This window comes from Neptuniibacter sp. QD72_48 (genome assembly GCF_047778065.1).
Taxonomy (GTDB): domain Bacteria; phylum Pseudomonadota; class Gammaproteobacteria; order Pseudomonadales; family Balneatricaceae; genus Neptuniibacter.
Map to the genome: position 1 here is coordinate 2,630,493 of NZ_CP180547.1, position 15,960 is coordinate 2,646,452.

Below are 15,960 nucleotides of genomic sequence, written 5' to 3' on the forward strand. Positions count from 1 at the left end.
TTAAATCTTACTTACTTTGATCTTTCAAAGCTTGAAGGTTATGCCCCATTTTATAAAGCAGCATATCGCGATCGATTGGCTTTAAAATCACCTCATGCACGCCCTGTTTCATCGCTTCTTGTGCATTCTGGGTATCCCCCGGTTTGGCTAAAACCATAATGCGAGTATGAGCCATATCAGGATCTTGTTTGATCTTATCAATAACAAACAATGCACTCATATCCGGAAGAGTTAAGTCCAACAAAACAATATCTGGTTTCCAACTCTGTAGAAGTTTCAGGGAATGACTCGCGCACCCTGATACCTGAGCTTTGTAACCTCCTGAATCTAGGATCGCTTTAATTTGATCCCGTTGTTCACTTTCATCTTCAAGTAACAAGATATTACTATCATCAAAAACAACTGTATCACTGGCCTGCAAAGTCTCTTTTTGCTGTTTAGTCAGATTAGTTGCGCGGTCAACTTTAGCTTGAAGGCTTTCTTTTACAGATGTTTGTTGTAATTGAACTTCACGGATATGCTGCTCTTTATGTTGATCGAACAAACTCCGCATATCAGCATGATGATCTTCATGTAAACCTCCCTCTTGTATGATCTTCTCTTTCATTCTATCCATCGAGAAAGAAACAAGGTGCATAAGCTTGTCATAGCTCTCAGCATTAAGATCCGATATGTCTTCATTACATGAAATAATCTGATCAAAATACTCGCAAAGGTTTTCGACTGAAAAATTATCTGAGCCAAAGCTATTTTGGTCATGAAGCGCACGTCGAATAAACCGCAACCTCAATAGTAAATGATATGGGTCGTAAAGTGGGCGGACTATAAAGTAGTCGTCAAAGACATCCTTATTACAGATAGAAAATGCTTCTTTAAGATCCTCCCGACTACAGAAAACAATTTTCTTGAATAGAATCCTTTCGATATTTTTCTTAGCACTTAAGAGATGTAGGTAGCAGATTTCGTTCTCTTGAATGGTATTCAGCCCCATCAATAGCACATCGATTTTATGCTCTACGATCAATGAGAGAGCTTCTTCCTCAGTATTTGCAATATAGAAACGCGGGAAGTGACGCTTCACCATATTACAAAGTGACTCTAAATCTGATGACTGCTTAATCACCAGTAAAATAGAAAAACGATGTTCTGAACTCATACTCCCCCCATAACGACTTAATCTTAGCCCCACTCTCAGTAGCTTACATTTAAAATTGAGCGTTCATTTTAAATTTAGGTGACATCCCCCAATATGAAAGTTTCTCCCTGACTTTCAATGACAAGCATCACTTTTCCATCTATTTCTTGCTCTACAGCGAGCTCGGCGAGTTGATAAAACACATTACGATGGATTAAACCCTTCATTCCGAAACGAACATCAATATAAGGAGAGGGTTCTGAGGTTTCGCTACACTCTTCTACCCAGAGCGAATGGCCCTTGCCAATAACTACTTTATCGCCAGTAGTACTTATAAATTGATACTCCGGTCCATTTTCGCCCTCTTTTACTTGGACTTCGGTCATCAGAAAGGGGGCATCCTCCACTTCGATCCCAACTTTCTCCACCGGCGTTTTCAAGAAATACTTGCCTTCTTCTAACCACAATACTCTGGAGAATAGTTTAACCATTGCCGGGCGACCGATAATTGTTCCTTGGTAGTACCACTTGCCATCGCGGCAAATGCGCATATCGATATCACCGCAAAAATCCGGATTCCATTTATCCAATGGCGGTATACCCTCTCCTGATTTTTCAATCGCTTTACTTGCTTCAGATAGATCAAAACTTGGTTGGCTCAAACTCTCTACTCCCAACTTTTGCTGCAGCCTATTAAATTTACTCAACTTTAACTAAAAAACTTTCATCTTATAACTTAAACACATGAATAATATTAATTGTTAGAATAGCCAGCAATTACAGCTTAGATAGAAATTGAAAAACTACAATGAAACAGGATTTAAGAACAAAGTTTGCTGACGACCGCCGTGGTGTATATCTATTTGGTACAACACCGCCTAAAGATGGCACTGCAGAAGAAACCGCACAAGGCATTGCGGACAAACTGCTAGAACGTCTGCAACATGTCGATTTTGATGGTCTGATTGTTTATGACATTCAGGATGAAAGTAGCCGTATCGACAAGCCACGTCCGTTTCCATTCATGCGCACCCTAGATCCACGAGCGTACTCTAAGCTAATCCGTGAAAAAGCAGATAAGCCAGTTATCACATACAAGAGTGTGTCTCAGCGTGATAAAGAAGCTTTTATCTCTTGGTTAGATGAAGCTTGGAACGAATATGGTGTTCGTGACACTGTTCTTGTAGGAAGCCCATCTTCTGATGGAGATATCCAACTAAGCCTTAATGATGCTTACGCAGCCCTTGCAGAACACCCAGCAAATTTCCAACTGGGCGGAGTAACAATTGCCGAGCGTCACGCCTCTAAACGTAATGAGCATGAGCGTTTAGTTAGCAAAACTGAGCAAGGTTGTGAGTTCTTTATCTCTCAGGCAGTTTACGATGCGCAAGCAACAATCGATATGTTGAGTAGTTACGCTCGTAAGTGTCGTGAAGATGGGGTTAAACCAAAGCGCGTCATTCTGACCTTCACACCATGCGGTAGTACTAAGACGCTGGAATTTATGGAATGGCTGGGGATATCAGTACCAGAAGCGACCCGCTTCCGTATTATGGATGCTCATAGTCCGTTACAAGAATCCATTCGTATCTGCCGTAACAATTTAGAGCAGATTCTAGAAGCAGTCATGCCGCTTGGTATTCCTGTAGGTTTGAACATCGAGAGTTTGACCAACCGTAAAGAAGAGATCGACGCATCCATTCGATTGTTTAAGCTGCTCAAATCCGTTGTAGATCTAAAGTTAGCGGAAGCGGATATTTAATCCCCCACACATTTTAGATAGAAAAAGGCCGCGAATAATCGCGGCCTTGTCTTTTCGGCTCATCACATAAGTGTTTTGTTTATTTTCAACAACATATGTGTTCGAGCGAGATCTTCTTGCACTTTGCGTTTATATTCTTGTGAATCGGAAGAAAGAGCAGACTTTTGCCGAAGCACAGTCCAATCCTCTAAGTCGTTATTATTTTTCAGTAATGCTTTAAATGCTTCGGGAAAATCAGATTCCTGAGCTATGCCAGAAATATCCACATCCCCCTTTAAAAGAAAAACACTCTCACCCTCTTTGCACTGAACACGAGATTCACTGAAATTAAAAAGGTGCGAAGCGTATTCTTGCGAAAAACACACCGGCATGTCTGCAACCTTTACCCCTTGAGGAGCGAGCTGAAGTTGACCTTCAGTTTCATTTTTTACTGCAAGCACGTAGGTTGGTATTTTCATATCAAGCACTCCTTTCCTGTTTGAACAACAGTTTCTTCATCTATGAATCAACTCCCCCTGGTTCCATACCGGGGAACAGGCGTTAAAAAGATAAGGACTATCATTTTTAACAGTAAGCAGTGTAGACACTGAACAATGCAACTTCGTGACAAAATAAGATTTATTAATATATTTCACCTATTTTGAACAAACCAACTGAATTAAACCAAGCTCTAGCCCTCTTGTATAAAGCCCACAAGGAATATAATTAAAAACTAAATAAGATAGTTAGCATATTAAAGATTATTAGAATCACTAATAGTCATTACTTATAGATATTCGTTGTTGCAAAACTGTTTCTTAATAGCAACGGATTGTTGCAATTTTCACACTTGCTCAGTTGAGTAAAAAACAGTATTTTTGACGGACCGTCATTTATAGGTAATAGAAAAGAATATGAGCCCCAAAGTTATTCACGAAGCCGATTTAGAAGCCCGTGAAGAAGAAATTATGCAAGCTGCTATACAGATCATCAGTGAATTAGGTGTGGCAGGGCTCACTATAGATAAAGTAGTAGCAAGGCTGCCTTACTCTAAAGGCACCGTATACAACCATTTTACCTGTAAAGAAGACCTCTTAACCGGTCTATGTAACCGCTGTGTTAGACGACTAGGAGCGCTATTCGAACGCGCCTTTCAATATGACGGCAGTAGTCGCGAGAAGATGCTCGCCGTTGGGTATGGCTATATGCTCCATTCACAGCTAAACCCTACAGAATTTATGTTGGTTCTTTCTGCTAAGACACCGTCAGTTCGGGAAAAATCAACCGAAAAGCGTCAAGAAGAGCACCTTATTCTAGAAAACAAGTTATTGGGCGGCATGTTGGAGGTGATCTCTTCAGGCCTTGCGAATGGTGATTTATCGTTACAGCCACACCTATGCCCTGCTCAAGTAGCGTTTTCTTTATGGTCAATGAGCTTCGGTACAATCGCCTTGCTTCATGAGACCCTGGATCGCTGTAACGTTAGAGCTGAAATGCAACTAGAAAGAGAGCTAGTTAATCACTCAAATATTTTACTGGATGGCCTGAATTGGAAGCCTTATACCCAAGACCATCAATGGCATGAGAGCATTCAGCGCTTTAAAACCGAACTTTTTGCTGAAGAAGTTAAACAGCTTCAGCAAAAGCAGTTGATGTGCAGTTCTGAATAAACTGCAATGAATTAAAAAACGCGGTGCTTGCACCGTTTTTTAAACCTTAGTAAATGACGTTTCGTCATTAAAAAGAAATAACTAATATTGCTTAACCGCAATCAACCCCGCAAGGGCCCTTGGAGCAGGAAAATGAGAGATCGCCTTTTCCGATTCGTGTTGAACCACCCTATTTGGGTCGTTCTCTTCTCGATAATGTTCGTCGTTGGCGCAACTTACGGCGCTAAAAATCTGGTCTTCAAAAGCGACTATCGCGTGTTTTTCAGTGATGAGAATCCTCAACTGACAGCATTCGAAGCGATGCAGAAGATTTACAGCAAAAGTGACAATGTTGCTTTTGTTATATCACCTGAAAATGGGGAAGTGTTTACTCCAAAAACCCTTGCGGCGATTCAAGAACTGACGACTGAATCTTGGCAGGTACCCTACTCTACCCGCGTAGATTCGATTACCAACTATCAGCATACCTGGTCTGAAGAAGACGACATGATCGTTGAAGATCTGGTATTAGACGCTGAAACGTTGACTGATGCGGATATGCCAAGGCTTAAAGAGATCGCTGTTAATGAACCTCTGTTGGTAAACAAGCTAATCTCTCCAGAGGCTCATGTCACGGTTGTAAACATCACCGTACAACTACCCGGCGTTGACCCAGTTGTTGAAGTACCTCAGGTAGTCAGTAAAGTTCGTGAAATGCGCGATGAATTTGTTCAAGCGAATCCAAACCTGAAAGTTCACCTTTCAGGCATGGTAATGATGAACAACAGCTTTGCTGAAGCATCTATTGAGGACAACGCGACGCTTGTGCCTTTGATGTTCTTAGTCGTCATCATCGGCATGGTACTTCTGTTACGCAATTTTAGCGGCACCTTAGCAACTGTTGTCGTGATCATCTTCTCTATTGCTGCAACCATGGGTTTAGCTGGCTGGACAGGCTTTTACCTAACAGGACCATCTGCAAGCACCCCAATTATGGTACTAACCTTAGCTGTAGCAGATTGTGTACATATCCTAACAACAATGTTCTACGAGATGCGTCAGGGCGTTAAGAAAGAGAAAGCGATTCAGGACAGTCTACGGATTAACTTCCAGCCAATTTTCTTAACCAGTTTGACCACTGCAATCGGCTTCTTAAGCCTGAACTTCTCAGATTCTCCTCCATTCAGAGATCTGGGTAACATGGTCGCTGCAGGTGTAATGCTTGCCTTTATCTTCTCGGTAACAGTATTCCCTGCAATGCTGCGTTTACTGCCTGTCCACGTTAAACCGATGGAAGAAGGCAAAAATGACTTCATGCACAAATTGGCAGACCTTGTAATCTCGAAGCGTCGAGTTCTACTTCCAGCGATGTCAGTTTTAATGATTGCGGCCGTTTTCCTCGTTCCGTTAAACAAACTGAATGATGACTTCGTAAAGTATTTCGATGAAACCGTGCCATTCCGTCAGGCAACAGATTACATGCAGGATAATCTATCAGGCATGACGGCAATGGAGATCTCCATCGATACCAAAGAAGCTAGTGGGATTAACTCCCCTGCGTTCCTAAAAACAGTGGGGGATCTAACAGAATGGCTACGTGCTCAACCTGAAACTGATCACGTGAATACGTTGAGCGATATTATTAAACGCTTAAACAAAAACATGCACAGTGACGATTCTGCGTATTACAAACTACCAGATGAACGTGAACTGTCAGCGCAATACTTATTGCTGTACGAAATGTCTCTGCCTTACGGTTTGGATCTAAATAACCAGTTAAACGTGGATAAATCTTCTACTCGCATCATCGCTACGTTCAATAATATGACCAGTACCGAGCAGATTGAGCTGGAAAGCCGCATCTATAACTGGTTTGCAGAGAATGCATCAAACTATGAAGTGGATATTGCAAGCCCTAGCCTTATGTTTGCACACATTGGCCAGCGTAATATCTACAGCATGTTGATTGGCACATCTTTGGCCCTTGTACTGATATCTGTACTGCTTGGCTTTGCATTACGTTCGGTGAAATTCGGTTTCATCAGTCTGATTCCAAACTTAGCGCCAGCGGCAATGGGCTTTGGTGTTTGGTACTTGATTGATGGCCAAGTAGGTCTAGCACTTTCTGTTGTTGCCGGCATGACACTTGGTATCGTGGTAGATGATACGGTTCACTTCTTGAGCAAGTACCTGCATGCACGTAGAGACCGCAACAAGAACAGTAAAGAAGCTGTAGGTTATGCCTTTGCTAGCGTAGGTAAAGCATTATGGATAACCACCTTTGTATTAGTAGCAGGCTTTATGGTGTTAGCTCAGTCCACCTTTAAAGTGAACGCCGATATGGGCCTACTAACAGCACTGACTATTTTGATCGCGTTAATTGTGGACTTCCTATTCTTGCCTCCACTTCTGATGCTGTTGGATAAAACAGCTAAAGAAGAGCAAGAAGACACAGAAAGCTATGATTCTACGCAAACTGACCCGACACAAACTGGCCCTGTACAACCAGCAAATGCAGCACTTAAAAATTCTGAAGGAGAGAAAGATGACTCTGTTAACCAACCCGCTTAAATCTGTATTCATTGCAGGCATGATTCTTACTTCAGGCGTTGCGACTGCTGAAACCGCGGAAGAAAAAGGCCTACGTATTGCAGAAGAAGCTAAAGCAAGCGATCTTGGCTGGACTGATATGCAAGCGCAGATGAATATGATTCTGCGTAACAAACAGGGTCAGGAAAGTGTACGCGAGATTCGTATGAAGTCTTTAGAAGTTGATAACGATGGTGATAAAAGCCTATCTGTATTCGACAAGCCTAGAGATGTTAAAGGCACTGCCTTTCTAAGCTTCTCACACCCTATTGGTGCGGACGATCAGTGGCTTTACCTACCTGCGTTGAAACGCGTAAAACGTATTGCTTCGCGTAACAAATCCGGCCCATTTATGGGTTCTGAGTTTGCTTACGAGGATCTATCTTCATTTGAGGTAGAAAAATACACATACAAGTATCTACGTGATGAAGCCTGTGAAGGCGGTACGTGTTTTGTAATTGAACAATACCCAGTGGATAAGAACTCTGGTTATACCCGACGTGTAGTGTGGTTAGATCAAGCAGAGTACCGTCCATGGAAAATCGATTTTTACGACCGTAAAGACTCTGAACTTAAAACCCTGACTTACCATGAATACAAAGAGTATGAAGGTAAGCACTGGCGTCCTGATCTAATGAAAATGGTGAACCACCAGACAGGTAAAAGCACCGACCTGACCTATGGTTCTTATCAGTTCAAAACAGGTTTAACTGATAAAGACTTCAATAAAAACACGCTAAAACGAGCGCGCTAAGATGATCAGGCAGACGTTCACGACTGCACTAGCAGCAGGGCTTTTAACAGCCCTGCCTGCTCAGGCAGAAACCTACTTTGAGTTGTCAGGTAAAGCCACCGCTGATCTACGCCTCTTTACTCAAAGCGCTCAATTCACGGGGCAAGACTATGACACCAATTTGTCCTTCTCTTTCGAGCCAGAACTTTATTGGGAATGGAACGATGGTGCTGATAGTTTAACCTTTACCCCTTTTCTTCGTTTAGATGAAAATGACAGCGAGCGAACTCATGGAGATATTCGTGAGTTAAGCTGGGTGCATGTATCTGATGATTGGGAACTTCGTACTGGTCTGCGTAAAGTCTTTTGGGGTGTTACCGAATTCCAACACCTCGTTGATGTGATCAACCAGACTGATGGCGTCGAGGACTTTGATGGGGAAGACAAACTAGGCCAGCAGATGATCAATCTATCCTTAGTCAAAGACTGGGGTATCATCGATCTTTACCTTTTACCAGGGTTCCGAGAGCGCACCTTTGCTAGCACAGATGGTCGTCTACGTGCAGGCCTCGTGATCGATACTGATAGAGCGACCTTTGAATCCAGCGCAGGCAATAAACATATAGATACTGCAATCCGCTGGAGCCACACGATTGGTGACTTTGACTTAGGAGCTTATTGGTTTAGAGGTACCAACCGAGATCCTAAACTACAAGTCCAATCAGTGAATGGCCAGACGATCTTAGTACCCCATTACGAGCAGATGAACCAGATTGGTTTTGACTTACAAGCTACGTTAGACAATTGGCTTGGGAAGTTGGAAACCATTCATCGCGACACTAAAAGTGAAAACTATTGGGCTGCTCAAGGTGGTTTTGAATATACCTTTTACGGTATTCAAGACAGCTCTGCTGACATAGGTGTTTTGCTGGAATACGGCTGGGATGAGCGTGGTAAATCAGCTGATGCTGCTATCCAAAATGACGTATTCATGGGTGCAAGGCTCACTCTAAACGATGCAGCAAGCACCGAAGTATTGGCCGGTATTGGCCATGATTTGGACTACCACAGTAATAGCATGATCGTTGAAGCAAGTAGGCGTTTTGGGGATAACTGGAAGCTAAGTTTAGATGGCCGTTTCTTTTCGGCTGATAACCCAGCTGACCTGAGTTATAGCCTAAATAAAGATGACCATCTGCAACTTACTGTGGAGCGCTATTTCTAACATCTGGCTCTTGCTGATTGTCAGCTCCTGGAGCTGTGGGTGCCCCCTTCAACTCCTGCTCCAGCCTGTCAATCTCAACCAGTTTTTCTTGCAATTCTTTGTAGCGTTGTGGGTCCCAGACAATATGCTTCTTTTCCCGATCAATTTCATAGCGCGCTTGATATAAAAAATCCATTCCAAGTAAACCATCAGTTCCAGCGCTCCCTCCCTGATAGTCTAATACACCAGCGGTAACACCTTTTACTTTATAAGGGCCAAGTTCAAAACGGTCAAAGTGTATTTTTTGTGTATCGACCACACTACCATCGGCAACTCTAGCAGAACTCCCCTTTCGCAATTGAGCATTTAAAGAGCTAATAGCTTGCTTGTGCACAACTGTGTAAGAAGCCCCTGTATCCATAACCAACGATAATTGAGTTGAACGAGCACCATAGAAAACTTTGACTGGTAAAACGATACGGTTAGCGTGAAACTGAAAGGGTGTAATCCACTTTTTCATCGCTTCTGTGATACCGGCTCTTGCCTTATCTAACTCTAATTGACGCTGCTTTGCATCGGTTCCTTGATTGAAAGCTTGAAGCTCAAGTGGATCAAGCTTGTCCTTCTGTTCCTCGCGGGTTGCCATCTGATCCCGATATTTGGCAGGAATTTTCGAAAGACGATCCACAAACACTTTACGACCACTATCATCTACATATTCATAGATGCGCGCCTCTGCTAAGGTCGGCATCATCAATAAAGCGCTCAATAGTGGCATTAACAGAAGTTTTCTATCCATGATTATCCTTCCTATAAGTGTTTAGTTAAAAAATTGGTTCAACCCATTCAGCATAAACAAAACAACTATTGCCATAAAAACTAAGGCAAAACGCATGACTAAACAACGCGTACAGTTTTTCTTAGCCATCAATCCTAGCCTCCTGCCAACTTGACGGTAAAGCCTTCTTTTTCCAGCAACGTTTTTAGTTTGTCTCGCTGATCACCTTGGATCTCTACGATCCCATCTTTCAAGGCACCACCCGTACCGCAAACCTTTTTAAGCTTTTTAGCTAGAGCCTTAAGCTCTTTTTCAGGCAGAGGGATACCTGTAATTGTCGTTACACCTTTACCCTTTCGGCCTGAAGTTTCGCGACGGATACGAACAATGCCATCAAGAGTATCCAGTCTGTTTTTATCTTCCAGTTCTGCACAAACACATTCGGATATAGCTTCACCACAGCCAGAACAAAGCTGCCCTTTTTCTGTGGAATAAACCAAACTGCCTAATTGATCTTTTAATGAAGCCACTGGATAAGCCTTTTCTCGAAGTAAAAATCTTATTATATGAGAAATTCCTGCTGGCCCCTAACTTAAGCCGCCAATTTGTCGAGCGAGGTAGGTCGCGTAGTTATCTGTCATACCACTAATAAAATCTAATGCTCGCATATAGGCCTTATAAAGAGGCAACTCCGGCGATGGTGCATGAATTCCCATCAAACTTATAATGCGATCGCTACGATAACTCAATCCTTCACCCTGCAATTGATAGTTGTCATAGACAGCATGGCAAAATGCTTCGAGTAATACCCCTAGGGTTGTATACGCACCAACCTCCAGCTCAGTTTTTCGGGTATCTGGGAATACCTTTTCTCGTGCTAATTTTTTAGCTTGATACAGGCCATCTCGCACACCGGGATCACCATCAGCTAAGAGTTCGCCAGTGTACTCACCGCGCATAATCAAATGCTGATTATTCATATAGGCTTGGACAGCAGAGCTCACCATATGCTTCATTGCCATACCCCTCAATGCCGAAATTTTTCGGCGTGCAGACGCTTGAGAGGTAAAAATCTCTGCTTCATAAGAGGTATCACCACAGAGTGTTAGCAAGATCGGTTTGATCTCATCAAAGGTCAAAATATTTAACTCAATGGCATCTTCCAGATCCAGAATGGCATAACAGATGTCATCTGCTGCCTCCATCAAATAAGTCAGCGGGTGGCGACACCAACAGCCTTTAGACTTCTCGATTAAACCTAGTTCTTTGCCTAATTTATTTAATATTTCAACTTCAGTTTGATAGGCACTGAATTTACCTTTATCCCCCGCATAATCAGCACTCCAAGGATATTTCAAAAGCGCTCCAAGGGTTGGATAAGTTAAGCGTAAGCCTCCATCAAACAGGTGGTTCTCTATGCGAGTGACAACCCGAAAGCCTTGAGCATTGCCTTCAAAAGTCATTAGATCCAAACGTTCAGAATCAGAAAGATTTTGTAGTAACGCACTGTTTTCTTGGCGTTTAAACCAATCCCTTATTGCATACTCGCCCGCATGCCCAAAGGGAGGGTTACCAATATCATGTGCTAAGCAGGCGGATTGTACGATCATGCCTATGTCGTAGGCCGTGGCCCACTCCGGAAGCTGATCCTGAATTAACTCCCCTACGCGTATACCTAAGGTTCGTCCTAAGCTACCCACCTCAATAGAGTGGGTTAAACGCGTGTGGATATGATCATTCAAGGACATCGGATGAACTTGTGTTTTTCGCCCTAAGCGTCTGAAAGCACTGGAGAAAATTATCCGATCCTGATCTTTATGAAAATGGCTTCTCCCAAACTCATCTTCAGTTACTTCTGCATGGCCGTAACGCTTGGTTGTGAGTAACTTCTGCCACTGCATTTCCATGTAGTACTCTCCGCTCAGCAACTTCATTCAGACTCATATTGTCGGCCATTTACAGGCTTTCTATATAAGTTTTTTGGTTAACCATACGCGTAATTGATTACGCTTCTGCTATTAGTTTTTTAGCCTCATCGCCAATCGCTTTTAACGCTTCTTCTGTTTTTTCAGTTAGCTTTTTGGAAAAGCTTAAGCGCACAAAATTACGATACTTACCTGACGCAGAGAAGATAACCCCTGGCGCAATGCTAACTTGCTTCGCCTCTAGCCTTTTATTTAGTTTTATTGAATCGACTGCTACAGGAAATTCTACCCAAAGCAGATACCCACCTTCGGGGTAACTCATACGAGTGCCTTCTGGGAAGTAACGTCTGACAAGGTCGATCATCATATCCCGGCTATGGTGATATTGAGCTCTCACCTTTCTAAGGTGGCGTTCGTAATACCCCTTAGCAATAAACTCAGCAACCGCTTCCTGCTGGACTGGTGGGTTACTCACAGTCGAAACAAACTTTTTATGCAACACCCTTTCAGTACATTGCCCCGGTGCCACCCAACCTAATCGCAAACCATAAGCAATGGTTTTAGAAAAAGAGGAACAAAGCAGAACACGACCTTCTTCATCAAAGGATTTAATAGTCCTTGGGCGGGGTGATTTATAGAAAAGATCGCCGTAAATATCATCTTCGATGATCGGAATATCGTACTGCTGTGCAAGTCGTAACAATTCCTTCTTACGGCTTTCAGGCATGGTATATCCCAGTGGATTGTTACAGGTTGGCGTCACTTGGATCGCAGCGATTGGCCACTGTTCTAGTGCCAATTCTAATGCTTCTAAGCTGATACCTGTCTCAGGGTGCGTCGGAATCTCCATCGCTTTTAACCCCAGCGCTTTTATCGCCTGAGTCGATCCATAAAAACTAGGTGAATCCGTTGCTACGACATCGCCTGGTTTCGTGGTTGCACGCAAACTGCAAACTAGAGCTTCCTGACAACCGCTGGTAATGATGATGTCATCGGGATGAAGCTTGCATCCCGAATCTGAAGCTAGCCGCGCAATCTGCTTACGCAGCTTCTCGCTCCCCTGAATCTCACTGTAATTGAGAAATTGTTCTGACTGCAATCCAGCTGAGTTAGTTAACGCTTTCAGTAAGGGCTTTAATGTCGGGGTATTAATTTCCGGGCTCGCAGTACCTAAAGCAATGTGCCCATGCCCTTTGGCACTGTTTAATAGATGATAAACCTGTTCCCAATGCGACACTTCCAGAGGGCGTTGTGCCGGTCGGCTCACTTCTGGTAATTCCGGTGCCTCTCCTCTGGACTTTACGTAGTATCCAGATTTCGGCCTTACTTCAACAAACCCATTCTCTTCTAAACGAAGATAAGCTTCTTGAACTGTCGAAATACTGACTTCTCTCTCTTTACTTAACGATCTTATCGAAGGCAGCTTGCTCCCCACAGGGTAATACCCTTGCTCTATACGCTTAATCAAAGCATCTTGGAGCTGTTCATACAGTTTCATAAAAAATGACCATTACAGTGAAATATTACAGTACAGATAAAATAAAAATTAGCATCACAGAGATAATTACACAAATCTGTAATGCCTAATTAATTATTTTCTAAATCTGTATACTATTTATCACCTAATTTAACATTACTCCATGATCAGAAATCAATATCTGTACATATTTTCAAGTATACAAATAGACCTTAAACACTACAGATAAAGGAGTACAAAAATGCAACGTCACTTAAAACTGTCCAGCTTATTATTAGGAGGGCTGCTACTTAGCGGTTGTGATAGCAGCTATCACGCGTTTGACGGCAAAAGCGGATTCAGCTTTACCCCGATCAATAGCGACGAACATAGCGTGGAATATATAGGGGATAAAAAGAGTAGTCAGAAAGATGTCGAAACAATGTGGCATCATGCGGCAAGAGAACTGTGCCGAGGCGGAGCATATCAGCATCAGATCTTTTCGCGCACTTCTGAAAAGCAAGCGTTAAAACAGTACGGTGGCGGAAACATACTCCCCCCAGAAAGCACTACCTATCAAGTTAAAGGGGATATCCTCTGCCTTGCTCCTAATTTAGCAAACAAGGCAGTAATCAAGGATAGAGTATTACTTGGCAAACACTTTTCCTCCGATCAACTTGAAAGCGGGAGCGCCACGAATTAATGCTTCACGCGCAAACACCATCTGACATCCCGGACATTCACAAGGAGTCTTGGTATGATCTTCATTGATCCGTTCTTTGAAGCACTTTACTAAGGCTCCCTTCCCTCCCTTCCTATATTTGAACAACAACGTTTTACATCTTGCGCAATACACGTTAACCGTTGTCAAAGGACCTTTCTTATTAGGCTTTGCCATACTTCCTTTATTTCCTTAAAAACCGATCCCTTCGCTGACCCAGACCGTTAGCCAAATACCCAGTAATTTAGATCCGCTATTATCTATCCTCACCAAGAAAATTGGCATAAAAAAAGCGGACATAAATGCCCGCTTTAACAACCTAGTTTCTTTTACGTTTTAAACTGGTTTACCAAAGTTGTTAAGCGCTGTTCGAGCTGCGACATTTCCGCAGTGGTCGCAGATAGCCTATCGGCATTACCACTCGCTTTTTCAGAGATATCAGCAATATGCTGAATACTTCTGCTTAGCTCATCTGCCACAGCTGTTTGCTGCTCCGCTGCGGTTGCGATTTGAGTACTCATGCCACTGATATCACTAACAGAGGTCGTTATAGTATTTAACTGATCCCCAGTATGACTCGCTTTTTCAACTGTACGATCTGTTTGTTCACGACTACGCTCCATCTCCTGAACAGCTTGGCGCGCACCTGATTGAAGTTTTTCAATCATGGATTGAATTTCATCTGTACTCTGTTGCGTTCTATTGGCAAGCGTTCTTACTTCATCAGCCACAACAGAGAAACCACGACCTTGCTCACCCGCCCTTGCAGCTTCAATCGCTGCATTCAAAGCAAGTAGATTGGTTTGGTCCGCAATCTCTTTAATGACATTAATAACCGTACCAATATGCTCTGAATCACGGTCTAACTGACCAATAACATCCGCAGCATTATTCACACCACTCTGTAGTGACTGAATTGAATTGATGGTTTCATTTACAACGACCTGACCACCCTGGGCAGAATCATCAGCCGTTTGCGCAGAGTGCGAGGCATTGGTTGCGTTTGTAGATACCTCTTGCACAGCTGCAGCCATCTGGTGAATTGCAGCAGCAACCTGCTCGGTTTCCTGACGCTGATCATTTACCTCTTGCCTAGTGTCATCAACGACACCTGTCATACGAGAAGTTGCACTTGAAAGCTCTTCGATTGAAGATTTAACCTCAACAATGAGCGACTGAATTTTAGCTGCGAAAGAGTTAAACCCATGAGCGAGCTCGCCTACTTCACCTTTAGCACTGGTATCTAAGCGCTTACTAAGATCACCTTCACCCTCGCCAATATCTTTTAATGCGGCTGCAGCTGCAGCTAACGGATTAGCAATGCTGTTCGCCAACATTATTGAAACCAAACCAAAGACTATAACAAAGCCGCCACCAATCATTAAAATAAACATCATGGTATTGGTAATTTCTGCTTCCAGCTTTTCTGTAGCAGCTGCAACTTGATCATCAATATCATCAATATAAAAACCAGTACCTACCATCCATTCCCAATTTTCCAGGCCAATAGCGTAACTCAGCTTATCCACATCCGCATTTTTGGAAGGCTTCGTCCAAACGTAGGTTAAGTAGTCTCCCCCTTTTTTCGCTGCTTTGATTAGCTCTTCAATAATTAGAACACCATTTTTATCTTTCAAACCCATCAAGTTTTTACCGCGCAATTGCGGTTTAGGGCGTGTAGCTAAATTAGTACCGTCGTACTTGTACACGAAAATATAACCGTCACCTTTATCCCCATAGGAAAGCTCGGTCATAATTTTCAACGCCTGCTCTTGTGCGTATAGGTCGTCTTTACCTGTTCCTTCATAAATGTGCTTAACCGATGATGTTGCCAAATCGACATAGCTCTTCAATGACTCTTTTTTACTCGCCATTAACTCGGTACGCAATTCCTCGATTTCATGCTCACCTAGAGCTCTTAACTGAAAATTAACAACGACCATGACGACACCCAATACCGCAATCAACGGTATCAGTGTTAATAAAAGCATTTTATGTTTTAGCGCCATATTGCCCATGAGTTAACTCA

At 42.9% G+C, this 15,960-nt stretch carries 14 protein-coding genes; 6 read left to right on the forward strand and 8 right to left on the reverse strand.

The window, feature by feature from the left end:
- Positions 1-7 precede the first annotated feature (7 nt).
- Positions 8-1,156 carry a response regulator gene (locus tag ACMXYX_RS11820; RefSeq protein ID WP_415881801.1) on the reverse strand — a complete coding sequence of 383 codons (1,149 nt, stop codon included), beginning with the start codon at positions 1,154-1,156 and terminating at the stop codon, positions 8-10.
- 74 nt (positions 1,157-1,230) lie between these two features.
- A complete protein-coding gene (locus ACMXYX_RS11825) occupies positions 1,231-1,797 on the reverse strand; it encodes a DUF1285 domain-containing protein (protein WP_415881802.1) in 567 nt (188 codons plus the stop codon).
- 146 nt (positions 1,798-1,943) lie between these two features.
- Here ACMXYX_RS11825 and ACMXYX_RS11830 point away from each other — a divergent pair, with 146 nt between their 5' ends.
- Positions 1,944-2,897 carry a methylenetetrahydrofolate reductase gene (locus ACMXYX_RS11830; RefSeq protein WP_415881803.1) on the forward strand — a complete coding sequence of 318 codons (954 nt, stop codon included), beginning with the start codon at positions 1,944-1,946 and terminating at the stop codon, positions 2,895-2,897.
- Positions 2,898-2,959: 62 nt separating this feature from the next.
- Here the strand turns inward: ACMXYX_RS11830 and ACMXYX_RS11835 are convergent, their stop codons facing one another.
- The gene (locus ACMXYX_RS11835; protein WP_415881804.1) at positions 2,960-3,355 is read right to left on the reverse strand and encodes a hypothetical protein; all 396 of its coding nucleotides are present in this window, start codon (positions 3,353-3,355) and stop codon (positions 2,960-2,962) included.
- Positions 3,356-3,790: 435 nt separating this feature from the next.
- Here ACMXYX_RS11835 and ACMXYX_RS11840 point away from each other — a divergent pair, with 435 nt between their 5' ends.
- The 4 genes from ACMXYX_RS11840 (at position 3,791) to ACMXYX_RS11855 (ending at position 9,072) form a co-directional block, all read left to right on the forward strand.
- A complete protein-coding gene (locus ACMXYX_RS11840) occupies positions 3,791-4,546 on the forward strand; it encodes a TetR/AcrR family transcriptional regulator (protein WP_415881805.1) in 756 nt (251 codons plus the stop codon).
- Between the two features lie 132 nt (positions 4,547-4,678).
- A complete protein-coding gene (locus ACMXYX_RS11845; RefSeq protein WP_415906038.1) occupies positions 4,679-7,096 on the forward strand; it encodes an efflux RND transporter permease subunit in 2,418 nt (805 codons plus the stop codon).
- Complete coding sequence (locus ACMXYX_RS11850) at positions 7,071-7,868, forward strand: outer membrane lipoprotein-sorting protein (RefSeq protein WP_415906039.1); 798 nt, start codon at positions 7,071-7,073, stop codon at positions 7,866-7,868. Before ACMXYX_RS11845 ends, ACMXYX_RS11850 begins: the two co-directional genes overlap by 26 nt.
- 1 nt (position 7,869) lies before the next feature.
- Positions 7,870-9,072, forward strand: coding sequence for a hypothetical protein (locus tag ACMXYX_RS11855; protein WP_415896613.1), 1,203 nt, complete (start codon positions 7,870-7,872; stop codon positions 9,070-9,072).
- Here ACMXYX_RS11855 and ACMXYX_RS11860 read toward each other — a convergent pair.
- The 4 genes from ACMXYX_RS11860 to ACMXYX_RS11875 all read right to left on the reverse strand — a co-directional run bounded on the left by ACMXYX_RS11860 (position 9,050) and on the right by ACMXYX_RS11875 (position 13,252).
- Positions 9,050-9,850, reverse strand: a complete 801-nt coding sequence (locus ACMXYX_RS11860; protein ID WP_415881809.1) for a retropepsin-like aspartic protease — start codon at positions 9,848-9,850, stop codon at positions 9,050-9,052. The genes ACMXYX_RS11855 and ACMXYX_RS11860 overlap by 23 nt on opposite strands.
- A 134-nt stretch (positions 9,851-9,984) precedes the next feature.
- Positions 9,985-10,359 (reverse strand): translation initiation factor Sui1, encoded by a 375-nt coding sequence (locus ACMXYX_RS11865; protein ID WP_415896614.1) that lies wholly within the window; start codon positions 10,357-10,359, stop codon positions 9,985-9,987.
- A 57-nt stretch (positions 10,360-10,416) separates the two neighbouring features.
- Positions 10,417-11,736, reverse strand: a complete 1,320-nt coding sequence (locus tag ACMXYX_RS11870; protein ID WP_415884667.1) for a deoxyguanosinetriphosphate triphosphohydrolase — start codon at positions 11,734-11,736, stop codon at positions 10,417-10,419.
- Between the two features lie 97 nt (positions 11,737-11,833).
- Positions 11,834-13,252, reverse strand: coding sequence for a PLP-dependent aminotransferase family protein (locus ACMXYX_RS11875; RefSeq protein WP_415881811.1), 1,419 nt, complete (start codon positions 13,250-13,252; stop codon positions 11,834-11,836).
- 220 nt (positions 13,253-13,472) lie between these two features.
- Here ACMXYX_RS11875 and ACMXYX_RS11880 point away from each other — a divergent pair, with 220 nt between their 5' ends.
- Positions 13,473-13,913, forward strand: a complete 441-nt coding sequence (locus tag ACMXYX_RS11880; RefSeq protein ID WP_415906040.1) for a hypothetical protein — start codon at positions 13,473-13,475, stop codon at positions 13,911-13,913.
- 347 nt (positions 13,914-14,260) lie between these two features.
- Here ACMXYX_RS11880 and ACMXYX_RS11885 read toward each other — a convergent pair whose 3' ends face one another.
- Entirely contained in the window at positions 14,261-15,949 is a 1,689-nt protein-coding gene (locus ACMXYX_RS11885; protein WP_415896616.1) for a methyl-accepting chemotaxis protein, read from the reverse strand.
- Positions 15,950-15,960 lie beyond the last annotated feature (11 nt).